Origin of the sequence: Paenibacillus eucommiae, from assembly GCF_017874215.1 — a bacterium.
GTDB lineage: Bacteria > Bacillota > Bacilli > Paenibacillales > NBRC-103111 > Paenibacillus_AI > Paenibacillus_AI eucommiae.
In genome coordinates this window covers 1-23884 of sequence record NZ_JAGGLB010000043.1, presented here as the reverse complement: position 1 = coordinate 23884, position 23884 = coordinate 1, and the positions used below count along the sequence as shown (strand labels likewise).

At 44.6% G+C, this 23884-nt stretch carries 16 protein-coding genes; 6 read left to right on the top strand and 10 right to left on the bottom strand.

Annotated elements, in window-relative coordinates; translation table 11 throughout:
• Nucleotides 1-232 precede the first annotated feature (232 nt).
• Entirely contained in the window at nt 233-1645 is a 1413-nt protein-coding gene (locus tag J2Z66_RS37005; RefSeq protein ID WP_209978118.1) for a hypothetical protein, read from the top strand.
• Nucleotides 1642-2175 (top strand): hypothetical protein, encoded by a 534-nt coding sequence (locus tag J2Z66_RS37000; RefSeq protein ID WP_209978116.1) that lies wholly within the window; start codon nt 1642-1644, stop codon nt 2173-2175. Before J2Z66_RS37005 ends, J2Z66_RS37000 begins: the two co-directional genes overlap by 4 nt.
• 71 nt (nt 2176-2246) lie before the next feature.
• On the opposite strand, the gene J2Z66_RS36995 is transcribed toward J2Z66_RS37000, so the two are convergent.
• From J2Z66_RS36995 to J2Z66_RS36985, 3 genes are all read right to left on the bottom strand, one after another.
• Entirely contained in the window at nt 2247-3476 is a 1230-nt protein-coding gene (locus J2Z66_RS36995; protein WP_209978113.1) for an MFS transporter, read from the bottom strand.
• A gap of 64 nt (nt 3477-3540) precedes the next feature.
• Nucleotides 3541-4092, bottom strand: a complete 552-nt coding sequence (locus tag J2Z66_RS36990; protein ID WP_209978111.1) for a MarR family winged helix-turn-helix transcriptional regulator — start codon at nt 4090-4092, stop codon at nt 3541-3543.
• A 215-nt stretch (nt 4093-4307) separates the two neighbouring features.
• Nucleotides 4308-5504, bottom strand: a complete 1197-nt coding sequence (locus J2Z66_RS36985) for a YhgE/Pip domain-containing protein (protein ID WP_209978109.1) — start codon at nt 5502-5504, stop codon at nt 4308-4310.
• Between the two features lie 183 nt (nt 5505-5687).
• Here J2Z66_RS36985 and J2Z66_RS36980 point away from each other — a divergent pair, with 183 nt between their 5' ends.
• On the top strand, nt 5688-6299 hold the full coding sequence (locus J2Z66_RS36980) for a TetR/AcrR family transcriptional regulator (RefSeq protein WP_209978107.1): 612 nt from the start codon (nt 5688-5690) through the stop codon (nt 6297-6299).
• A gap of 88 nt (nt 6300-6387) precedes the next feature.
• On the opposite strand, the gene J2Z66_RS36975 is transcribed toward J2Z66_RS36980, so the two are convergent.
• From J2Z66_RS36975 to J2Z66_RS36945, 7 genes are all read right to left on the bottom strand, one after another.
• Nucleotides 6388-10983, bottom strand: a complete 4596-nt coding sequence (locus tag J2Z66_RS36975; RefSeq protein WP_209978106.1) for a DUF4838 domain-containing protein — start codon at nt 10981-10983, stop codon at nt 6388-6390.
• Between the two features lie 347 nt (nt 10984-11330).
• Complete coding sequence (locus J2Z66_RS36970) at nt 11331-13061, bottom strand: extracellular solute-binding protein (RefSeq protein ID WP_209978103.1); 1731 nt, start codon at nt 13059-13061, stop codon at nt 11331-11333.
• Nucleotides 13062-13094: 33 nt separating this feature from the next.
• A complete protein-coding gene (locus J2Z66_RS36965) occupies nt 13095-13985 on the bottom strand; it encodes a carbohydrate ABC transporter permease (RefSeq protein WP_209978101.1) in 891 nt (296 codons plus the stop codon).
• Nucleotides 13986-14009: 24 nt separating this feature from the next.
• On the bottom strand, nt 14010-14960 hold the full coding sequence (locus tag J2Z66_RS36960; RefSeq protein ID WP_245376129.1) for an ABC transporter permease: 951 nt from the start codon (nt 14958-14960) through the stop codon (nt 14010-14012).
• A gap of 478 nt (nt 14961-15438) precedes the next feature.
• Nucleotides 15439-17019 carry a response regulator transcription factor gene (locus tag J2Z66_RS36955; protein ID WP_209978099.1) on the bottom strand — a complete coding sequence of 527 codons (1581 nt, stop codon included), beginning with the start codon at nt 17017-17019 and terminating at the stop codon, nt 15439-15441.
• On the bottom strand, nt 16997-18850 hold the full coding sequence (locus tag J2Z66_RS36950; protein ID WP_209978098.1) for a sensor histidine kinase: 1854 nt from the start codon (nt 18848-18850) through the stop codon (nt 16997-16999). The genes J2Z66_RS36955 and J2Z66_RS36950 overlap by 23 nt, the downstream gene beginning before the upstream one ends.
• A gap of 458 nt (nt 18851-19308) precedes the next feature.
• Nucleotides 19309-20256, bottom strand: coding sequence for a carbon-nitrogen hydrolase family protein (locus J2Z66_RS36945; protein ID WP_209978096.1), 948 nt, complete (start codon nt 20254-20256; stop codon nt 19309-19311).
• A 544-nt stretch (nt 20257-20800) separates the two neighbouring features.
• On the opposite strand from J2Z66_RS36945, the gene J2Z66_RS36940 reads away from it, so the two are divergent.
• From J2Z66_RS36940 to J2Z66_RS36930, 3 genes are all read left to right on the top strand, one after another.
• Nucleotides 20801-21586 (top strand): helix-turn-helix domain-containing protein, encoded by a 786-nt coding sequence (locus J2Z66_RS36940; protein WP_209978093.1) that lies wholly within the window; start codon nt 20801-20803, stop codon nt 21584-21586.
• Between the two features lie 171 nt (nt 21587-21757).
• Complete coding sequence (locus J2Z66_RS36935; RefSeq protein WP_209978091.1) at nt 21758-22723, top strand: Gfo/Idh/MocA family protein; 966 nt, start codon at nt 21758-21760, stop codon at nt 22721-22723.
• A gap of 20 nt (nt 22724-22743) precedes the next feature.
• A complete protein-coding gene (locus J2Z66_RS36930) occupies nt 22744-23574 on the top strand; it encodes a sugar phosphate isomerase/epimerase family protein (RefSeq protein WP_209978089.1) in 831 nt (276 codons plus the stop codon).
• Nucleotides 23575-23884: the final 310 nt, after the last annotated feature.

Genomic DNA, 23884 nt, shown 5'->3' with positions numbered 1-23884 from the left:
CCTTACCTCTTATTCGTAATTCAGCTGAAAAAGTTACACCTTCTAGTAAAAAAAATTTGAACCGAACGCAAAAAAATCCGAAACCCAGGCGGCATCGGACTTTATTGTTATATCCTAAATATGGAAAATTTGTTACACTTAATGGCAAGGTAACCGTTTTGGCATAATCGGATGGCTCTAAATGATTTGTATAAAAAAGAAACTTTTGTGAGTTGAAAGGGGTACTGTGTCTATGTTCATTACCAAATCAATCCGTAGAAATAAAACAGGTCATGAATCCAGAAAAAAGGCTGACCGTGGAAGCTTCCGGTGGGCTGGTATTGGGTTCGCCCTTGCGCTCTTCCTCTCGCTGGCAGCTTCATGCGACGAAAAAGCGAAACCACCCGCTGTCAGCAGCTCGCCTAATCAAGAATCAGGCTTACATCACCTGTCTCCGTCTCCCTCGCTGCTTCCCGTTTCTTCTGCCTCCGGTTCCGGGAGCGGTCAAGAGACAGCGAAATCCGAGTTCTCAGCTGCGATGAACGAGCTTTCCCTTTGCCAGCAGAATCCTCCACCCCCAAATCAGGAAGGCTTAGGAGACTCTGACTGTTTTGCTTTTTATGGCACTATACCTGATTCCGGTTCTCCAATAAAGCCGTTTCCTGATCAGCCAGCCACATATGCCCTGTATATGACAGATGCTTATTTCTTCGTCAATTTCGAGTCTAAGGACGCCGCCACACTGGAGCGGCTTGCCGCACAAATTCATGTTGAAGGCGGCAAGCTCAACTTTGTTAAAGAAAATCCTGAGCTATCAGCTTCCCGCTACAAGGGAGTGATCACCCAAATTGGCAGCAGGGCAGTGCTTACAGTAGGCGATTTACCGCCAATCACGCTCATCCGCAGCGATAATCGTCTTTCCTTCACAGCCTCATCAAACGGAAAAGATGGCGAACTCCTCATGGCAAATGGCCGGGAGTTCGGCACTCAAATATTTGTATCCAGTACGGAACGCGAAGTACTGCTGACCTTCTCCGAGCCAGTTCTGGCCAGCCAGGTTACAGCTAGCGGCAACGGTTCGGATGCCCCCAAGCCTTGGGGAAAGTGGCAGAATGAAAGCAGTCTTCTGCTTCCGCTTCCTGAGGGTAAAGACGTATGGAACATATCACTTAGCTCGCTGCTTGCCAAAAGCGGTAATTATATGAACCAATTTGACCAATATGTGAGCATTCATAAAATTCCCGAACGCCAGTGGCTTCAATATCCAAGTGGTGCCCAGGTAACCGATTCGCGGTATGCCAAGTTTTATGATTTTCCGCTGCTTTCCCCTAACAAAAAGAATACTATCGGGCTTATCCAGCTTGGCGGTCCGTTTGCTGACGAACCTGGAGGCTACTATGCCCTTGTGCTTGACAGGGAAGGTCAGAAGCCCACGATCATTGAATCTGTCGTTCATTTTCCCGGCGATCTGCAGAACATGCCCGTGCAGTGGATTGGCAATGATGCAGTCGTATGGATGACCTATACGAACTGGATGAAGCTGGACTTGAACACTGGGAAATTAACCAGCTTCAAGGATGATGACGCCCCGGCTGGCTATTTCAATGGATCAGCCTACGATGGCCCCACCGATACACAACCCAATATTTCGGTGAAGAACCAATGATCCACATTAACCGCTGGTCTCAGAAAGGGAACAGTAACGCCGTGGTGCAGCCGAATTATGCGCAAACCGGGTGGGCAAACAAATACCATGCCCTGCAACTGCCCATTGTTCCGAAGCCGAACGGCATCTACAGCTCGAAGATGATCGATGGAAAAATGGTTACGGAATTCACCTTCAGGAACGGCAAAAAAGCAACGACCGACGGTCTGCTGCTACTCGCTGACGATCAGCGGGCTTATCTTGTCGTAGCGCCGCTGAATGCACCTGGAAAACCTTTTGACGATACTCCTGCCAAATGGTATGAATGGGTACCCGGCTCTGCCAAAAAGCAAATACCCGTGCCTCCAGGCGACAAAAGACCGTTACCTTTCGGTCCCTTCCTGATCGTCCAGAAGGAGATAGAAAATAGCGATTCTCAGTGGCTGATATACGACTCCAAAGCAACAAAATGGAGCCCCCTGCCTGACAGCATGCAGCAGGCGTTCCTCCCCTATCAGACGGTTGACGCCTTTTACCGGGTTGATAGATAGAGCATATGCATAATAAAGCTGCTTCCCCCTTTGGCCAGCGGGTGAAGCAGCTTTTCTAATCAAAGAGTGCCTCATCCCTGATTCTTATGAGCCATTTGAGTAATGGTTCCATCCTCGGAATCTGTATGAATCAGACAAGCGGCCAACAGACCAATACCTAGAACAAGTGCCAGCAGAAAAAACGTAACCATGTAGCTGCTCATTTTCATCAGGTTTATGGATAAAATCGGGCCTAAACTTGTTCCCGTAAACAGGATAAAGGTATAGACCGAAACCGCAATCCCCCGCGACTTCCCTCCCAATTGACCAACAAGAGAAACAAGAGATGGGACAGATAAGGCAATTCCGCCAACAAATATCAAGCTCATGCCTATCAAAATAGGCAAGCTCGAAAATACACCAAGGAGAGCTAGACCTGCAATGGCTAAACATAACCCGCCACGCAGTAACCGACGAACTCCAAACCGCTTAGAAAGCTTACCCGCGAAAGGAGAGATTAACATGCCCAATACGCCAGTAGATCGAACATAAAGGATTTCTTGTTGGTTGAGTCCAAAATCCGGACCGCTCAAATAACCGCCTAAGACTGTGTACATACTAACAAAAGACATAAGCAATACCAGTGCAACCATGTAGCTTAAAACAAGATTTTTGTGTGTAAAAACAGCACCAAATTGCTTAATGGAGGCCCAAATGCTCGCATTTGCTTGCCCAATATCTCCTTTTGGCAAAAATCTTAGCACCAGAAGCGAAGTCACTGAGTAGACAACAGCAAGCACATAAAATACGGCGTTCCAACCATATTGCTGAGTAATTAGACTGCTTATAACCTGGCCAACGATCCCCGCTACCAAAAATCCTGTGCTGATGAATCCGATAGTTGTCACGCGTTTTTCTGCAGGAAACATTTCAACCGCATAGGCAAGAGCAACCGGTGAGAACGTGGCAGCAGCAGCGCCTTGCATACCTCTGAGTAGCAGAATCCACGAGAAATTATCCACCATACCAAGCAGTATAGAAATGAAAGTTAATGCAATAAGTCCGATTAAAATTACTTTCTTACGCCCGTATTTTTCGGACAATGCTCCATAAATCAGACAGCCCATCGCAAACCCTAGTGAAAATACGCTGCCCGCTGCCGCAGCTTGTGTCAATGTGATACCATAAGTTTCAGCAAACATAGAAATAAGAGGAATGGTTACATACAGACTAGACATGACCACCATCCCAGACCAACATAGAATAGCAGTCATCATAGAATAATTTCTTTGATCCTTGGTTGAATGAACGATTCGTGACATAGGACACCTCTTTATCAAAAAATTAATATAGTAAGATAATCTAACCATTTATTCAAAAAAAATTTTATCTCCCCACCCCCATTCTCTTTTCCAAGCTGGCATTCAACTTTAACAGTATTTTTTCCAGAACGATTCGCTCCTCAGGATCCATTTCGATAATAATAGAGGAACAAGTTGACCAGAACGCGGGTAATACTTGCTCGAGCAAGTCTCGGCCTTCCGGCGTAAGGCTGACATGAATCATGCGACGATCCAGTTCGCTTGGCTGGCGGATAATCCATCGTCTCTTTTCCAGCCAATCCAATAGAGCCGTAACGGAAGCACGCCGAATCCCAAGTCTGTCTGCAAGCGCAGAAGGAGTGACAAGTTCTCTGCCTTCGTGCAGTGTAAGCAGCAGCAGCAAATCCAATTTGCTCTCAGTAATGCCGAATGAGGATAAACCAAGGTCAATAGCATCCAAGGTGTTGTCCCCAAGCCATAACATCAATAAACCGATGTAAGCCGAATTTCGATCTGTGTCTTTCGAAGCGGTTTTGCCCATCAGCTCTATATAGGGCTTAACGCCTAACTTTGGCAATTGATCGGATGTATGCTCCTTGTTGTTTTTTCTGCCCATAACATCACCTCATCAATTAATTAGATTATCTAACTATAATTTAATATAACGGATTCCATTCAAAATTACAATACTTTTCGGCGCTGCCTCTTGGTCCGGTCTAACAAGAACTTATCTCACATCAAAGCAACCAAAAGCCCTGCCGCTCTCCAGTGAGAGCTGACAAGGCTTTTTTCATGCGCAAGTTCACAAGTTCGTAAATTCGCTAGATAGAATTAGTTGACCATATTCGAAGCAACTCCAACCGTACCTAACTTCTCTGGGTTCGTTTTTGTTTTTTTCACGCCAGAAGCCAACAGCAGGGCCAGAAACGCTCCGCCTATAGTCCATAGCACGGATGCATTGGAGCTGACGGAGTCTAGTCCTCCGAAGTACATCACCTCACGCAAGCCGCTGGCCGCGAACCTTAGAGGCGTCCATGAATAGATCCAGTCCTGCGTCGTCTGCGACAAAAATTCCGGAGCCATATTAAGCACAGGCATCGAGAAGAACATTAAGAGCACCAAGATTCCCATGGAAGGCAGCCCGATCCAATTGAGCAGCGCAGACTGAAGGAGGAAAAACACCGAGCCCGTAAGCCATAGGAATAACCATGTGTCAACTGCATGCGCCAGCTCCATCCCGTACCAAGAAGATGCCATCCACAGCAAGAAACCAGCTGCCGCTCCTACGATCACTAGTCCGGCAGCAGTTTGGCTCACCATTACCGTCCATCTGTTTGCTCCCGCCATCAGTGCCTTCCCATTCGTTATGAACAAAATCATTCCGGTAATCAAGCTGCCTATCCAAATGATCTGTGTCAGCAGTCCCGGCGCATTGCCGCTTGCGTTGTTCACGCCTACAGGATGAACGATCTCCTCTTGAATCGTGATCGGAGCCAGGAGGGATGCAGCCGCTCCCGCCGGAATCTGTCCGGTTTGCTGCCCGAGCTGTCCGATCATCTGATTCGAGAGCTCCAGGGAGACCCCCTTCATGACTTGACTGAGGACTTGCTTCACAACGGTCGCGGCTTGTGTATTCATGCCTTCATTCGCGATGATTGTCACCACAGCAGGCTTAGGATTAGGAGAGGATAAGGAGAGCAGCCCACTGCTCAAATCTGCCGGTAGCACCAGCGCTCCATAATATTTATGCTTGTCGTGTCCGGCCCGGGCCTCTTCCTCAGAGCCCACGATTTCCCAGACAATCGGCAGCTGCGTATTTTCGGTCAGCCTCCCTTTCATCATCTCTCCTGCCGCAAGCTTGCCTCCAGCAGGTAATTCCACCGCTTGGTCCAGCATGACCAACGCCACGGGCAGCTCCTTTGGTTTCGTCCCGAGCACCGAGCCCATCATCGCCGCACCGAAAGCGACTAATGCCACCATCACGACCACTATGCCGAGCCACAACATTTTTTGCTTAAAAATAGCCATGATCTTCACCGCTCCTTGTTCTTTATTATTTTACTAAACAGTATGTTGATTAATGATCACAATGTTCATTATAATAATATCAATGGAAAATACAATCATCAGCTTATGCCCGATCTGTTCACTAATCACCAGGTTTCGGCTGGTCTGTTTATTATCTTCATAATTTTCGAAAGTGGTGGGGAAATGTCCGATTCAATGGATCGCCGGAAAGCAAGAACGAAACAGAGCCTGTATAAGGCGCTTATTGAACTTATGGAGAAGAAGGGATTGGATGGAATCACGGTAACCGATATCACGAACTGGGCGGACATTAACCGCGGAACGTTCTACCTGCATTACCGGGATGTCGCCGATATGCTGGAGCAATTAAAAGACGAAGCATTCGAGCAAGTCCGGAGTTTAATTCAACAGTTAGACATCATGGAGTTAATAGAATGCGGCCGCAGTGATCAGCCTTATCAGAAGTTGGTTGCGATATTTGAAGAGTTTGCACGTAACTGCAATTTCTTTAAAGTCATGTTCGGACCCAAGGGCGACCTAGCCTATATGAACCAATATAAAGAATTAATGAAGACTCAAATTTTCAAAAAATTAAACTACTGGAAGCCAAATGGCGACAGCTCCCTCGTGCCGCTTGACTATTTGATCGCCTATATGACTTCCGCAAACCTAGGTGTGTTGCTGCATTGGTTTGAAACCGGGATGAAGAAATCACCTCATGAAATCGGTCTGATTATGACACGTATTGTCAGCCAAGGCCCGATTGTTTCATTAGGACTAGGAGAGAATGACTGAAATACATGGGTCAAAACAGAGCGAAGCCCCCATCCCAATTCATGGATGGAGGCTTCGTCTCTTTTATCTCATAGTTTGCTCATTCAAATTATTTGTCTTTCAAATCCAGCATTCTTAAAAGTACCGTGATAGCTTCCGCTCTGGTGGCAGCAGCATTGGAAACGAACTGGTTGCCGCTGCGCCCCTGAATAATTCCAAGCTGATTGACAGTGTTGACTGCACCTTTTGCCCAAGCCGGAATGTCTTTCTCATCAGCAAATCCGGATGCTGCGTTTGGTGCCGCAACCTCGTTACCTAAGGCATTGGCAATAATAACCGCCATCTGTGCACGGTTGATGGGATCATTGGGACGGAAGCTTCCATCCTCATATCCATGAATGAGGCCTACATGCGCTGCCTGAGCGATCGCGCTCTCCGCCCAATCTCCTATTGCATCCTTGTCAGTAAAATGCACAGGCTCTGCTTCTACATCTATTTTCAACGCGTTCACCAGCATAACGGTAAACTCAGCCCTGGTCACGGCGTGATCCGGTTTAAAGGATCCGTCCAGGTAACCGTTGATCATACCTGCGGCTATCGCCCGCTGAATACCGGCTTCCGCCCAATGACCGGCGATATCCAGAAATGTCTTATTCTGCTCTTCTTCTTCAGTAATCACTTTAGGCTTATCTACGGCAAATACCGCAAACTTTGTGAAATGATCCACACTCGCTGTAACCACATCACCCTGTACCTGTCCTCCAACCTTTACCCAAAGCTTCTTGCTTTCATCATAGTAGAAAATGGCTGCTGTCTGATTGTCCTTCAGACTTTTTGGATTAAATACGATCGATAGGGTAACCGGCTTTTTAAAATCATCCTTGATGTTTTTCAGTACTTCAAATATCGGACTGAGAAGCACATCCTGCTCAGATAGAAGCTTAGCTGTTTCCAGCACTTCCTTTATGGTCAGCTTTAGCTCCGTATCGGCTGCCCCGGCTGGAACGGATATAGTAATCATTTTGCCGAGATTCACTTTACCGGCAGCTCCTGACGGGATGGTTGCTTCCCCATCTTTCGGGAGAACTGCCCCACTCGACACACCATTATTTCCATTATTTACATTACCACCAGAACTCTGTGATACTAAGGTCTTCACGCTTATTGTACTGCTTGCCTCTGATTCAGTTCCTGACAAGTCATACGCCTTCACATAATAGTTATAAGTCGTATCCGCACTCAAGCCGGTATCTTGATAAGTCGTTCCCGTAACTGTATTCATATTCACTTTCTCATTATTACGGTACACATTGTAACCTGTTATATTCGCGTTATTTGCAGGTGCCGTCCATGTCAGGCTAATGGCTGAAGCTGAAGTCGCAGTTCCTGCAAGCTCCACCGGCGCAGCAGGCCTAGTTTCAGGAGTACCTCCATTACCTCCACCTGCTGCTTGGGTCTTCACACTTATCGTATTGCTTGCTGCTGATTCAGTTCCAGACACATCGTACGCCTTCACATAATAGCTGTAAGTCGTATCCGCACTCAAGCCAGCATCTTGATAAGTCGTTCCCGTAACTGTGTTCATATTCACTTTCTCATCATTACGGTACACATTGTAACCTGCAATATTCGTGTTATTTGCAGGTGCTGTCCATGTCAGGCTAATCGATGAATCGGATGACCCAACTCCTGCAAGCTCCCCGGGTGCCGACAGCGGGACTTCAGGCTCTTCGGGATCTGTTTTCACAATAAAAATCCTGTCGATGAATACAGCATCATCCTTGGAGCTATCTCCTCCATAAGCTTCACCTTGAAACTTCATCGATACATAAATATCGTAATGCTGATTAGGGTCGCTTCTAAGTGACGCCTCAAGCGGCAACGATACATTCCATGACCTGAACAAATATAAATAGTCATTGACTGTGAACGTTACATCGTCAATTTTATACAGCTTATACTCGTCAGGCACAATATCGCCCGGATATATATCCTTAATAAATCTGTTACCTTGAGTGAGCGGATTATAAAGCCCAAAAGGCATAGGTATATTTTCAGTTACATAATGAAGTGCCCTCTCCTGCTCAGTTGCAAAATCCGCCAGCTTGACTCTGGCCGCTCTTTTCGTTAAAGAGTCCTCATCATTCACAAGCTTAACTCCCCCGGATGGTGTGTACAAATTGAATCTCTCCGAGGCATATTCATGGATGTCGCCCTGCGGAATACCCGCAAGCTCACTTGGCAATGCCCCACCATTATCAACTACAAAGACCAGCTTGTCGAGGTACAAAGCGTCCGCACCCGCGCCGCCAAAGGTTGGCCCCTCAGCTCTCACAGATACATAAACATCGTACAACAGACCAGGCTCTGTAACGACTACATCCAGATCCTTTTGAATCACCCAGGCGGGGTATATATAGATGAAATCAGTGCTATTCAATGGAATGGAATCGTAAATCTTGTACAGCTTATATTCACTGGAAGATAAATCAAGTGATACTCCCGTATCATTTCTAGTTTCCGCAGTCGCCACATTGTAAATGCCTACCGGGAACGGTGCCCCGCTGCCTAGCGGCTCAAACATAGCGCGACGTTCGGGAGTCAGATCGGCAAATGTCACTTTTACAGCACTTTGGGTTGGGGAATACACGTCGCTTACGATACTCATCCCATATCCGGGTGCCATCCAAAGTCTGAGGTCAGAAGCATGAAACTCAAATACGCCATCCGCCGTATCTCTATACACGGGATCCTCTAACGTAGTATAGGACTGATACAAATTAATCTCGGCATCAGCATCGCCAGCATAGCTCCCTGTCATCGCGTATACAGTTGAGCTTTCAAATCTCAATGCTTTCTGATCATTCAACGTTTGAATCAACCGAATTGCAGATTTCTTTCTACTGACATTTGCAGCCTGCAGATCGATATTATTTTCACTTGCATCCTTGGCAAAATCCAGGTATTTCAAAATAATTAATCGATCCAAAGAGCTGCGGGCATGATTCAGACGACGCAATAATACTGGATCATTCTCCACCAATTGTTCTGCCGAATCAAATTTTGCTTGCGCCCATGCTACAAAATCAGCTGTAAAATAGCTAAAGGCTGCGGTTCTTGTTGTGAAATAATCATTTCTTTGCGTAGTCTCATCGGCAAGTTCTTTGCTTTTTTCCAGATATTCCATCACATAGCTTCCAGCAGGTCCATAATAGCCATCCGTGAAATCTGTCATCAAATCTTCCAGATTCAGGTCGGGGTTTTCCATCAACTTCGCCTGCATCCAGACCTTCATATCCCACATATCTTTGGTAATTGGAGATTCATCCTCAAAGAAAATGCCCGTCATGCCCAAATTTCTGTACAATTGGAAATCTTCCTTGTAAGTGTACATAGAAGGCAAGGGACCACTCGCTTGAAAGTCAATGCCATACTGCCATACCATCAGCTCATTAGAAATGGCCTGCCACGCATTAAGCTTACTTAAGGTTTGACTATTATTCGGATGACTTAAGCTGTGGAGATTGTCCCTGTCCAGATCTGCAAACCTGATCACTACATTGTCCCGGGGCACTACAGTTGCAGGAGGATCTATGTAGTGCATATAGGCCAGCGTTTCGATTTTTACTTCGGGATATACCAATGCCACTTTATCAGCTATATTGTTTACAAACATTAAATTCAGTGTAGTATCATCATATTGATTTGTAGAGCCTGCACATACACCACCATGCGCGTCATTTTGCGAGATATCGAACATCGTTGGTCTCGGCAGTCCCGCCTGATCCGCAACCAGATAGGAGTTCTCAATATGATCGATCAGTTTTTCGGCAAAAAGATTCTGAAGCTCCGTATTCTCCAGACAGAGCTGTCCGCCCGGCACACCCCCTACAGTTGCAAAATACTCCGGATGGGTCGCTATATAATCGGCAGGATTAAAGTACCAGCTTGCAGTGTGCACAAAATAAGGAGGCCCAAAGGAAACTGTACCCCCATATTCTGCAGGAGCAAATCCGAATTGGCCATTCAAACGGTTGCGGACATAGAAATTCGAATGAGCCTCTTTAATATCTGACATCACAGTAGGATCATTAAGAATATAAGTATTACTGGAAATATAGGCAAATGCATTAATATACATGTCCCGGTAACCAAATGCGGGTTCTCCTGCCAGATCGAGCTGATCTACTTGGATAACGCTTTCAGAAGGAACGTATTCTTCCCAAATATTCCACCATCTTACTCCAATTACATCCTCCAGAAAGTGATACACGCCATATAGCGTCCCCCGCTGACTCCCGCCTGTTATGATAATCTTGTTGTCTATTCTTTTTATAGCCCATTCTTCCTCGCCTGTCGGATTTACCCCGTTAGTCACAGCAAAGGCAGTGGGACCAATCAAAAAGGATTTATCCGGTGTCCCGCTTTCTGGAACGATAGGTAAGGTTACACCACTCACTTGCTCCAAATAATCTTGAAGTTCATCGGCGGCTGTTAATTCAACCTGTGTTGCATTGCTGCGAACCTCGATTACATATTCGCTTGTACCATTCGATATAATCGTTAATGGCTCCGGATCAGCCGCAAACGCAGCAGAAGTTGACACACAAGCCATTAAAACGAACATAACGGTAATCACTAAAAAATTTTTCACTTTGAAAGCTTTCATACTTTCCATACCTTTCATACCTTTCATACTTTTCATAAAGCTTTCACTTAAACTCTTCATTGTAGCTCCCATTCCGATGCAAGCACTAACACAATTCCCCATAACAATCATGGCAAAAAAAACATCTGTGCATGGCCTCATCTACTAGATTGATTGAACAACGCGTAAGCGCTCTCATTAATGATTGAATTACAACCCGGACTTCTCATTTGATGTCCAACCGCTTCTCAATATCCACCTCGCTTTTAACCTAATCTATTTCCTCACCTCCCTCGTTATTGCTTCTTTTATGACATGCTTCCCTTCCCTCATGGCATCTTTATGGCTTGTCTGGCATAAAGCGCCATGAGGAGTTGCTGGAAGCGGTAGTCCTCTATAATGGTTTACTTTGCTTTCGCTATCTCATCCTTGTACCACTGATAAACCTGATCAGCTCCTAACTTCTGGACTTCAGCGATAAATTTGGCTTTCTGCTCTGTAAATTCAGCTTCCGTCTTTAGTGCTATCATTTTATATTGATTTGTTTTTATAAAATTCGCCAGTTTTGTTTCAATTAATTTGATATCCTCGGTAGGAGGAGGGTAATTAGCAGCTACAGAGGTATCGAAATATTTATACTTCTTCGTCTTCGTAATTAGATCCCCTGGAAGCTCAACGCCAAAATGCTCTACTCCCTCTTTTTGCACGGCCGACATTCTTTCTTTGACATATTGCGGCTGGAACATGAAATACAGCGGAATATTAAATCTGGGATCAACAATGTCATAGCCTCTGCCGGCTAAATTGTTATATTTATTAAGGCCGCTCTTGATTCTGTAATCAGTATCATTCTTAAGCCCGTCCAGTACTTCCTGTTTGAAAACAGGCTTGCCATCAACCTCATCCCAATGTACACCCTCGACTCCATTAACAATCAATCTCGTACCTTCATAGGACAACAAGAAATCTAGCAGCTCCACCGCTTTTTCCGGATGTTTCGTGTTCTTGGAAATCATGAAAGAATACATACCTAGTGGAGCTGCAAAGCTTACTATATATTTATCCAGATTATTAGGAGCCGGCATTTGGAAATAGCCCTTTTCAGGAGTGCCGCCTTGGATAAACGCTTGCGTTCCACCTTCATTCGCTGTCCAGCTTAATAAGTTACGATTGGAATTCAATTTCTCTAAATAATTATCCCACTTCATGGTGAAGGAATCGGGATCCAGAATGCCCAGCCGGTATGCCTTATTGAACCATGTAATACCTTTCCAGAAATAAGAGTCGGGGTCGGTCAGCAAAGGCGTTAGCTCATTACTTTCCATATCGAGTACTCCCCAGTTTCTGACGAAAGATTTCCCTTCCATCATGCCGAAAACCGTTTGAAACGGCCAGTCGCCCCAGCTATCAGCGAACCATCCGGAAACACCATAGTTTTTCTTGCCATCACTATTTACAGGCTCAAGCTCCATCATCTGCTTTAATACCGGCAAATAATCGTCCATCGTCTCCAGCTTTGGGAAGCCAAGCTTCTTCCACAAATCGTAGCGCAAATTCGGCGCTGCCTGTACCTCAAGCGGATCAGATGCGGAATCTCCACCTGTGTTCAGGATGTACAGCTTGCCATCGTTATTCCCATCCACATCAGTGCTCATGAACTTACGGGAGTATTCAACCCTCTGAGGAATCTCTTTTACAATATGCTGTCCATACTTCTCGAGATAATCATCCAAAGGAAGAGCTGCTTTCGCAGATATAATCTTTTTGTACATTTCAGCCGAAGGGATGCTGGCAATGTCCGGCAAATCGCCACTAGCCAGTTGGGCTGCAAATTTGGCACTTACATCACCAACAGCATTAGCTGGAATAATGTTCAGTTTAATATTCAGCTTTTTCTCAATTTCCTTCATAACCGGGTCATCCTGGAACCCTGGCGGAAAGCTTTGCGAGAAAGGAGGTGCCGACATCGTTAACTCTACTGGCGGCTCAGCCGGCTTCGTTCCTTCTCCTTGTGCCGTTCCCGCTGGTGTTGCCTTCACAGGCTCCTCCGTTTTTTGACCACATCCTGCAACCGTCAGCATAATAGCAACCAACATCAGCAGTAACATTTTCTGCCCCTTAAATCTTCGTTTCACGTCATAGCCCCCTATAATTTTTATCAACATTTATCAACCTTTAACAGCTCCAACCATAATACCGGAAATAAAATACCTCTGGAAAAGCGGATAAACGAAAATGACCGGCAGTGTCGCCATCATCGTAATCGTCATCCGAATGGAAACCGGAGTAATCTCCTTGATCGATAAATTCGTTTGCAAATTATTGCTGATCGCCATCATATTGGATGTCTGATCCGTCAAGTAAGACAGCAGCACCAGTTGCAGCGTTTGCAGCTTTGGATCCGTTACATAGAAGAAATTATCCTGCCATGAATTCCATTGATTTACCGCAGAGAAAATAGCTATAACAGCCAGAACAGGCCCAATTAACGGAATTATAATTTTCCAATAAATCATATAAATCCCCGCGCCATCGATCATTGCCGATTCTTCAAGCGAGTCAGGCAGCTGCTCCATATAGGTTTTCACCAAAACCAGATAAAAAGCAACGATCATGCTGGGCAATATATAGACCAGAAAGTTATCCTTCAGTCCCAGCTCCTTAACGGTGATATACATCGGAATCAGACCTCCGCTTACATACATCGTCGCAAGTGTCATCCGGTACATCAATTTGCGGAATTTTAATTTAGGGTGCTTCAATACGTAAGCAAATAACGAAGTACCAAACAAGGTAAGAATCGTCCCTATAACGGCTCTCGCCCCCGATACAAGGAAAGCACTCGAGATACCGTCTACCTTAAGCAATTGCGCATAACTCGTTAAAGTGAAGCCCTTCGGCCAGAAATATACGCCTCCTCTAGCCGCCTCTGTAGGAATACTGACTGAATAAATAAAAATATAGTAAAATGGATAGACGCTAATGATCATTAACATAAACAAAAATAAATAATTGAAAAAGGAAAACGTCCGATACCCCGTTGTGTTAAATGTATTCACATGCTTACGGCTCCTTTCTGCGCCTTAAATAATCGAGTAGCCGTTTACTTTCTTCATAATCAAATTGACGGAAAACAACAAGATCAAGCTGATCACGCTTTTGAACATGCCAATCGCTGTCGATAAGGAAAAATCAAAATTAATCAAACCAATACGGTAGGTGTAATAATCGAGAGTCTCAATCTTATCGTGCACCAAGGCGTTATGAAACACATAAATTTGTTCAAAATTACTCGTAAGCAGATTGCCTATTCCCAGCAGCAGCAGCACCGAGAAAGTTGGCATCAACCCGGGTACTGTAATATGCAGCGCCTGTCGGAATCTTCCCGCTCCATCAACACTTGCTGCATCATAAAGCTGTGTGTCGATAGAAGCTATCGCTCCCAGAAAAATAATGGCGCCCCAACCAATCGTTTTCCACACGCCAACAAAGGTTTGAAAGTACCAGGTCGCACTCGAATTGCCGAGTAAATTCAGTGGCTCCTTGATGATCCCGATCTTCAGCAGCAATTCGTTCATTACGCCCCCATCCACCGATAAAAATGAAAAGAACACGGAATACACGATGATCATCGAAATAAAGTTAGGCAAGGTGACTGAGGTTTGAATAAACCGCTTGATCTTCGAGCGTCTCACTTCATTTAATAAAATCGCCAAAATCATCGGCAAGGGAGAAACGAGAATATTAAGAAAGCCCATAGCCAGCGTATTGAGAATCGCCTTTGGCAAGTCGCTTCCATAACCAAATATCATCTTGAAAAACTTAAAGCCAACAAACTGGCTCTCCGTTATCGGAACCCCCGGTATATAATTTACGAAAGCCATCGACCAGCCCAATAAGGGCACATAGGTAAACACTAGCACTAGCAAAAAGAAAGGCAAAGCTGTCAGCAGCAGCTGCAGCTCCGTTTTATTCATGTACCTGCGTTTTTTCTCTGCATGCTGTAACATCGTTCTCACAGGAACATTTTCCATGGGTCACCTCTTTTGAGTTTTGCCTTGGCAAAACCTTCTTCGTAGATCTGCGCAGAATTCTATATAATCATCTTAACCTGCAGCCCCCCTCCTCACAACGGTAAAAACTTTGAAATTACCGACTTGATTATAGATGTTGAGCGACGCTCTTCTTGGGCGTCCTTTGAGGGGCATGTTTGTTTATTTGGGTGCATTGGGGGAGGGAAGGACTGTGGGTTTCAACCGCTGTTAAAGATTTGTTCCCTTAAATGTAATGGATATGGAGGTTGGAACAAATCTTTAAATGCGGACGCTACGCTCTCCACCCCATAGCAAGCTCCCTATACCAGCAACCAATCCATAAACAAGCACAAGCTCAAACGGACAACCAGCAGAGGTCTGACTCCTGAGGTAAAGGGATAGTGACAATATGAAATTCTTTGCCTCAGAGAACAAAAAAAGAAGGGCACCTTCGCGCCGCTCCTTCTGCTCGTTATTGCTATTGCTTATATTCTGATGGATAAACCCCTGTTGTTTTTTTGAACACTTTGTAGAAGTAGTCTGCATTTGGATAACCGACCTCCAGGGCAATTTGCTTGGCCGATAGTGCTCTGTTCATCAGCAGTTCCTTCGCTCTCTCTATTCGGTACTGGTTTAAATAGGACGTAAACAACTGGCCGGTTTCTTTTTTGAACAATTGACCAAGGTAAGCACTATTTATGAAAAAAGTGTCTGCAAGTGACTGTAAGCTAATTTCGCTGCTGTAGCGCTCTGCAATGGTTTTCAGCACTTTTTGGATCATCGGATTCTCGTTTTTATCCTTATAATCAATCATGTGATGGATGCTTTCAACAATGGCTTCAGAAATTTCACTCATCGTTTTTTTGCTTAGGATATGGATCAACGCCGTCTTGCCGTTAATGTCCAGCTGCTCATTATTTGAGCTGCTTCCTTTACTGCTGCGGATCAGATGAAACATAATTTCAATCGTCACATTCTGCACCAAAGAAGGCGTCTTATGCTCCATTTGTTCCATTTGCTTGTAGATGCTTTGGATGATGGACGCAGCCTCTTCCTTCTCGCGCTTTAGGAATGCCGCTTCCAATTGTTCAAAATTGATCTCCAGCGCCCCTTCTCTCCGGTCACGCTGCAAATCGATATCGCTTACATGAATGACCTGATTGACCGGGTAAATCAAAGAATAATGCTGCAGCTGCTTTGCCTTGTCATAGCTTACATGTATGTCGCCCTGACCGCATTCCATGGTGCCCATCGTTACAAAAACATCCTGCTTCAGAAATGATTGAATATTAACAATCGTCTCCTGCAAAAGGGACTTTACCTGCAAGGGATCCAAGCCTTTCTCGTCCATAAACAACAGGACAATATCATCCTCCGTATCCTGAAATACTAGGCCCGTCAGATGGATATCGCGCATAATCATTTCTTCACAAATATTACGCAGCCCATAATGAATCAATTCATCGTCATGCGAGTTCAATTGATCCCCCGTTAAATGATTCTTCGATTTCCTAATGATAGCTGTAATAAAAAATTCATAATCAAAATCGATATTCAGAAACAAACACTTGTCCATAAAATCCTGCTGACTTATCGTATCAGAAACGAGCCGGACCAATACATTGTCTCTTAAAATGTCCAGTGCCTCCCGCACATACCGCTGCTTTTCAACCGAAGAGGCTTGCTTCTCCAGTCTTTCGATTACACTTAGCAGGGTAGCGGACAATTCCTCCTTATTTACAGGCTTCAGCAAATAATTATCAATTCCAAGCATGGCTGCTTTTTTGACATACTCGAATTCATCATATCCGCTTAAGATCATACATCGGGTGTTCATTTCCTGTGATTTTACAAATTCGATAACATCCAGACCGCTGAGTCCTGGCATTCGAATGTCCGTCAGCACAATATCCACCTGCTTGCGCTTAAGAAAAGCGATCGCTTCTTCCCCGCTTGGTACCTTTCCGACGATTTCGATCCCGTATTCTTCCCATTTTATAAGATGCTCGAGCCCTTCCAGAATAAGCGGTTCATCATCAACCAGCAGAATTTTGTACACCTTGCAGCTCCTCCCTTTTGAGAACAGGAACCCGGATTCGAACTGTCGTCCCCACGCCCTGATCACTCATCAGCTCCAAACCAAATTGATCTCCAAACAGGAACTTGATCCTCTCATGAACATTAAGCATGCCTATGCTTCGATCCGAATCCATGTCCACCAGTTCCATGTCCGTGTTCATATCCAAATTCATAGTTCCCACACGCTTAAGCTGATCTTGAATTTGTGCCAGTTTCCCGGTTTCTATACCTCTGCCATTATCCTCGATTGTAAACAAGATCTCTTCATTTTCGCGATATCCTTTTATCATAATGCGGTGCCCACTTTGGGTCAAATCAAATCCATGAAAAACACAATTCTCCACAATCGGCTGAAGCAGGAGCTTGCCGGTTAAATCATTCATAATTTGCTTCTCCACATCAATGCTCACGGTTAGCTTGTCTCGGTATCTGTAAGAGAACAGCTTGAGGTAAAGCTCACAGTGCATGATTTCCTCTTTAATTTTCACCATTTTCCCCGTTTTGAGCGTATTCCTGAATAAAATCGAGAGAATATAGACCATATCAGCTACCTCTTCATTTCCATCCTTTACTGCCTTCATGCGAATCGCCTCCAGCGTATTGGACAGGAAGTGAGGGTTAATCTGTGACTGCAGCGCGGCAAAAGCAGCATTTTTATACTTGATTTCCGCGATGTACACATCTTGAATATATTCAATCAGTTTTTCCTGCATTATATTGAAGCGAAAAGCAATTTGCCCGAGCTCATCTCCCGTAGGCTTTAATTCGATTGGCTTCAGCACATTCCCCTGGGGAAGCTCCTGAATAGCTTTGACGATCGTTTTTACCCGCTTGGAAAATAGAGAGATGCTGACGATATTAAGCATAACGGATAAAATAACGCATATAAACCCGGCGATATAAATTTGGTTCTTAACCGATCTGACCTCCGTAAACATCTCTTTCTTCGGAATAATTCCCGCTACAATCGAGCCATCACCGGCTCGCAGCACATTAATCACATTCGTAGCATCGGCCAGTTCATGGGCATCTGTGCTTGCAATACTCTCGAAATAAGGATTCTTTTTGCCATAATAGACCGATGAAGAATCGAAAATCACTTCCCCCTTCGGATCAAAAATAAGTATAGCGCCTTTAATTTGGCTTTCATACTGTCCATAAGCGAGCTTAATCGACTCCGCATTAAAATTGACCAGCAGCACACCATCGTTACGGGTAATATCCGAAGACTTCAAATTGGCGCCGATCGTAAACACCCACTTATTTTGCTGATTAGTCACATTGGAGCGATAAGCTGGAGTTACTTTAAGGCCATAAAGGTTATCATTAAAATCCTGAAACCAATCCATATGTTTAAAATATAGCTCACTTCCAATATCCCAACTGTTCGAGGAATACAAATACGACTTGTCATTATTTTTGGAATAAACCGCAATGTTGGAAATGTCCGTATCCCGAATAAAATTGGAATATAAAAAAGCGTCCATTTTCCCTTTCTTTTCAATATAGCTGTAATTGGCCGGATCAAATGTCGCAAGCAGCTCAAAAATGAAAGAATAAGAATCCGGATTGTAATAAATTTGTTGAAGCATCTGCTTCACCACGCCCTGCTTCTCATCGTAATACTTTCTAACACTTTCCAATATTTGGGTGTTGAAATTAATTTCTTTCTCCCTTGTGCCTTTGGATATATTTTCCGAAACGATGACAACCAGAATTGCAATGGTAGCTATCATAATCGCAATATTCGCCAGCAAAATTTTGGAAAAAAGCTTGCTTTTTATATATTTCCGGTAAAAGAGCTTGAACATAGGCAACCACCTCTCCCTCATATTAGCACGAAAATGAGAAAAATACTTGACGTGACTTCCATTGATAGCTGCGTTCGTTTACTTAGTGCTTGGAGGGAGGAAAGGGATGTGGGCTCCAGCCGCTGTTAAAGATGTGTTTCCCTTTTATCTACCCAGATGGGCCATTTGTCCTCGTATAACGATGAAAATCATCATCAAAGTGGCTGCTTAACTGGAAACACTTCCTTTAACGATCAAAAACATCGTTAAGTGAAGTACACATTCAATTCAGGGAAGACGGACGGGCTGCTACTATAGGTCTTACTCCTTTCTAATTAAACAATAAAAAAACCGCAAGGGAATGGCCCTACACGGTTTTTATCCTTTAGTTGTAAAACTATATATAGCTGCAACTGTAATTATAAATGTAATTGAAACTATAACTATAGTTGTAATTCTCCTTACGCCGTGCCGAGCAATTACTTCTCTATATTTGCAGGATCGGCTTGACAAGCAAGGGAGCGGGCAAAATAATCATCCAACAGCTCAATCTCAAATGCCTGAGTCATTTCCAGCGCGGTTATTTCGTCTGATTCACTGGTAATCAGTACCGGTCCCAAATTGCCGGGATCATATACATTTACTTTAGGTCCGTATTTTTCACGCATGGCAGCGATTTTCTCAAAATTGTAGCCCAGATGAGCCGTGACATAATCGAGATTTACTTTTGCTGTAACAAAATTAAAGTAATTCGTTGAAGTGGCCACGATATCTCCCAGCGGATTGAGAATGGCACTTGGGTGACGCGGAACCGCTCCTACAAAATAAGAACGGCAGGAATAGGCCCAATAAGACTGCATAATACCGCCATGGTACATAGAAGGAAAAAGGATAATATCCGGCTTTGCTTCCACGTATTTCAAGCGAATCGGATCAAAATTTAAATCAAAGCAAATCGCGCAGGCAACACGCCCAAAATCACATTCGATGACATTGGCATCCTTGCCGCACAAAATATTTTCTTCCACCTCAATAATAACTGCATGGTTTTTGTTGTAAAATCCTGCGATCTCACCGCTTCTATCAATTAACTGCATCGTGTTGCGATACGTACCGTCTTCTGCTTCTATTAGAGTCGGATACGTGATGTAGCAATTATTTTCACGCGCTATTGCCGCCAGCAGCTCACGGACTTCGCTTCCTCTTTCCTTTACAAATTCGCTGCGCAGCTCCTGGCTGCCCGTATGTGATTGCGGAATATCGCACCATTCGGGCAATACGATCAGATCCGGCTGATCCGGCAGAACCTGCCTGATTTGACTGCGAATGTATTCCTTGACCTTTTCCAAAGACTGTCTTGTCGTTAATGTTTCCTTTGTTGAATACTGCTCCATACCAATTGTGCTGATTTTGACCCATTTAGCCATCCGATTATCCCCTCGTTCTAGAATTTTAATATGTTTTGAATAGATAAGTGCTCATTACAACTAGCCGATGTACGAACTATTCGAGCCTTCAAAATCACAACCCAAATTACTGTTCTCGTTGATCATACTGGAAGCTGGAACAGGCGTCAAGAGTGACTTTCCCCTTTCCTCTTCAATTACGATTCTGCATGGCCGCAGGAAAATCCCACCTCGATTCTGGCATCAAAATCTTTGACTAACATCATATATTCACAAACAATATTTTCGCTCAATCAAGGTCAATTATAGGGTAATAAGATCAAATATAGGTTAATAACAGAACAATTCCAGAGCGCTCTAGGAGCAATCCGGAAATTTCTGAGCAAAAATAGATGAAAGATGAAATACGGAGCAAATACGGAAAAATGCGAAAACATACAGAGCTAATACAGCTATATTCCATTTTAATGCGTTTGCTTCCTCGTATTCATTTACTTAAGTGTAAAATTGGTTTAGTATTTCCATATAGGTACAAGCAGCTTCATATTATTGTGGAGGTTTATTGATGCAGACTGAATTCCAAATTCGAAGCTTTATAGGCAGTAACGATAAAGATTGGCAGGACCCTGGATTTCATAGTCATATTACGTTAGAGATCAGTATCCTGTTAGAGGGCCAAGGCGTCTTCGAATGGGAGAATGGCAAAGAGATGCTCGAGGCCGGCCATGTCATCCTCATTCCCTCCCTTGTATCGCACCGTTTTGAGGGAATTGGCAGGAGCCGCTATGGCGTCATTCATTTGGAAGGGATGCCTACACGAATGACTGAACTGCTGCAAATGCTTGTCAACGAAAAGAACCCGACCCTCTTCGCCCTTTCCCGGCTAGATAAAGATCGATTCGAAAAGCTGTTCCGCGAATGGCTGCGGATTAAAGCGTCTCAACTCAAAGAAAAATCGTGGAACTATATATCTTGGACCGAAGTCATGGTTCTATTTCTACTGGAGCATTCACAAAAGGATCAGCAAGCTCTTACGATCACCAAAGCTGCTGATTATATTAGAGAGAATTTGCAGCAAGGTGTGCAAATATCGGGTATGGCTGTACTCGCCGGTTTATCGGAAGCAGGATTTCGGCGTCTGTTCGAACAAATTTATCATATGAGCCCCAAGCAATACCAGCAGCAGTGCCGAATGGCCGAAGCCAAGTGGCTCTTAAGCTCTTCCAACAAAGACATTATGGAAATTGCCGATCAAATCGGTTTTAACCGGCTGCACTCTTTTTCCCAATGGTTTAAACAGACAGAAGGCGTCTCGCCATCAGAATGGCGAAAAATGCAGCGCCGCGGGTAAATCTCCCGTTTCTATCGTTTTACCCGTTTCTATGAAGCTGGCGGCGTTTTGTGTAAATTATTTTTCGATTTCAATAACTACAATTACTTCCGAATATATTATCCTTTTACTGTAGTGTGCAATGAATCATTTTATTAACAGTAGAACAGATTCGGGAGGAGTAGTTTACTAATGGCAGTTAGAATCGGATTTATAGGTGTTGGCGGGATAGCTGAGCATCACATCAACACGTTAAAAAAGGTAGAACACGCCCAAATCACCGCCGTATTCGATATTAATCAAACCAGATCCAAAGAGGTTGCCGAAACTTACGGAGCCAAGTCTTATGAAAGCACCGAGCAGTTGATCGATTCAGGAGAAATTGATGCTTTATTTATATGCACGCCTCCTTTTTCGCGCTCAGGTATTGAAGAAGCTGCTGCTCGCAAAGGGATTCATCTGCTGTCGGAGAAACCTGTGGGCTTACATATGGAAGAAGTTAAAATTAAAGAACAGATTATTCGTGAGTCTGGCATCATTCATTCCTCCGGATATTGCTTGCGTTACCAAGACATCGTCGCTAAAGCGAAAGCCTATCTGGCCGACAAACAAATCGATTTGGTGTTGTCATACCGTCTTGGCGATATGCCAGGTGTAAGATGGTGGAGAATGATGGAGCAATCAGGCGGGCAGCTAGTAGAGCAGTCGACGCATCAGCTTGATTTAATCCGTTACTTGGCAGGTGAATTCAAGGAAGTCCATGCCATTCATGAACAAAGATCTATCCAAAAAATCGACCCAGAAGCAACAGCTTATGATGTTGGAACTGTATCCTTCGTCCTGGAATCGGGAGCCATCGGTAATATAACAAGCAGCTGCTTGGCGAAATATGTAGGGCGCGGCGGCGTAGAGTTCTATGGTCAAGACTTCTTCCTCTCCATTGATGGCATGACATTACGTATCAAGGATGATAATCAAGATCTGACTGAAGTCTCGGAAGTCGATTTTTACTATGAGCAGGACAAGGCATTTGTCGAGGCTGTTAGAACGAACCAACCAAGCTTGGTGCTGTGTGATTATTCCGATGCAGCTGTAACTTTAGCCGTAACTTTGGCAGCCAATGAATCAGCCGCGGCAGGAAAGTCCATTACCCTCTAAATAGGGAAGGAGAAATAACCTTGTTAAAATCTATTAATCAATGGTGTTTTAAATCCGATACATCCCTGGAGCAGGTCCTGGCAGTTAGCAGCAGTGCTGGCTATGATGCTGTGGAATTAAATTTATACGAGCCGGGAAGCATTGGCTTGACGATGGATACAACCGCGGCAGAAGCTGAAAAAATTGGCAATCTAGCCCGCAGCCATGGACTTCAGCTGCGCAGCCTGTCAACTGGCCTGTTGTGGCAGCACCCGCTGTCCTCAGCAGACGCCTCCGTGCGTGAGCAGGGACGCCGCGTTGTCACTAAACAGCTGGAGCTGGCTGAGCTGCTTGGCATTGACACTGTGTTAGTCGTCCCAGGTGCGGTTAACCCTGATACTTCGTATGATCAATGCTACGAACGCAGCCTAGGTGAACTGAAGCTGCTGGCACCAGAAGCTGAGAAACGCAATACCCGCATCGGCGTTGAGAATGTATGGAATAAATTCTTGCTATCTCCCCTAGAGATGGCGCGCTATGTGGATGAAATTGGTTCACCTAACGTTGGTGTGTACTTCGATGTAGGTAACATTTTATTGTATGGCTACCCGGAACAATGGATCCGTATCCTGGGTGATCGCATCTTCAAGATTCACGTCAAGGACTTCTTGACAGCTGTAGGCAACGGCAATGGCTTTGTCTCCCTGCTTGCGGGAGATGTCAATTGGAAGGCTGTCCGTGAGGCTCTGCAGGAAATCGGCTACACAGACACAGTCACTGCTGAGCTGGGCATTTACGCCGCTGATCCGCTGCAGCTGATCTATGACACGTCTCGCCATCTCGACATTATCTTCGGCGGCGAAGCTAAATAAGCTTTGCCTTAACGAAACAGGCTGCCAAGTTGATTGGCAGCCTGTTTCTGTTGATATTATTGTATTGACTATCCCTTTAACGATGAAAAACATCGGTAAAATAACAGGTCCCTCATTTTTCACCCCAGCGTCTTTGCCCGCTAGGAAATCGCCTCCAACAGCCAAAGGAAAACCCTTAATGGCTGTCCGTTTGAGCTTGGTGTTCGTTCGATTGTAGCTGAGAGAGTTATGATGAACGTAAGACAGCTCCAATTTGTTCACACATAGGTTACAATGTTGTTAGGACTAACACATTGCAGAGCTATAAACA

Coding starts and splice junctions, on each gene's coding strand:
- J2Z66_RS37005 (WP_209978118.1), top strand. CDS start 233: ATGTTCATTACCAAATCAATCCGTAGAAATAAAACAGGTCATGAATCC.
- J2Z66_RS37000 (WP_209978116.1), top strand. CDS start 1,642: ATGATCCACATTAACCGCTGGTCTCAGAAAGGGAACAGTAACGCCGTG.
- J2Z66_RS36995 (WP_209978113.1), bottom strand. CDS start 3,476: ATGTCACGAATCGTTCATTCAACCAAGGATCAAAGAAATTATTCTATG.
- J2Z66_RS36990 (WP_209978111.1), bottom strand. CDS start 4,092: ATGGGCAGAAAAAACAACAAGGAGCATACATCCGATCAATTGCCAAAG.
- J2Z66_RS36985 (WP_209978109.1), bottom strand. CDS start 5,504: ATGGCTATTTTTAAGCAAAAAATGTTGTGGCTCGGCATAGTGGTCGTG.
- J2Z66_RS36980 (WP_209978107.1), top strand. CDS start 5,688: ATGTCCGATTCAATGGATCGCCGGAAAGCAAGAACGAAACAGAGCCTG.
- J2Z66_RS36975 (WP_209978106.1), bottom strand. CDS start 10,983: ATGAAAAGTATGAAAGGTATGAAAGGTATGGAAAGTATGAAAGCTTTC.
- J2Z66_RS36960 (WP_245376129.1), bottom strand. CDS start 14,960: ATGGAAAATGTTCCTGTGAGAACGATGTTACAGCATGCAGAGAAAAAA.
- J2Z66_RS36950 (WP_209978098.1), bottom strand. CDS start 18,850: ATGTTCAAGCTCTTTTACCGGAAATATATAAAAAGCAAGCTTTTTTCC.
- J2Z66_RS36945 (WP_209978096.1), bottom strand. CDS start 20,256: ATGGCTAAATGGGTCAAAATCAGCACAATTGGTATGGAGCAGTATTCA.
- J2Z66_RS36940 (WP_209978093.1), top strand. CDS start 20,801: ATGCAGACTGAATTCCAAATTCGAAGCTTTATAGGCAGTAACGATAAA.
- J2Z66_RS36935 (WP_209978091.1), top strand. CDS start 21,758: ATGGCAGTTAGAATCGGATTTATAGGTGTTGGCGGGATAGCTGAGCAT.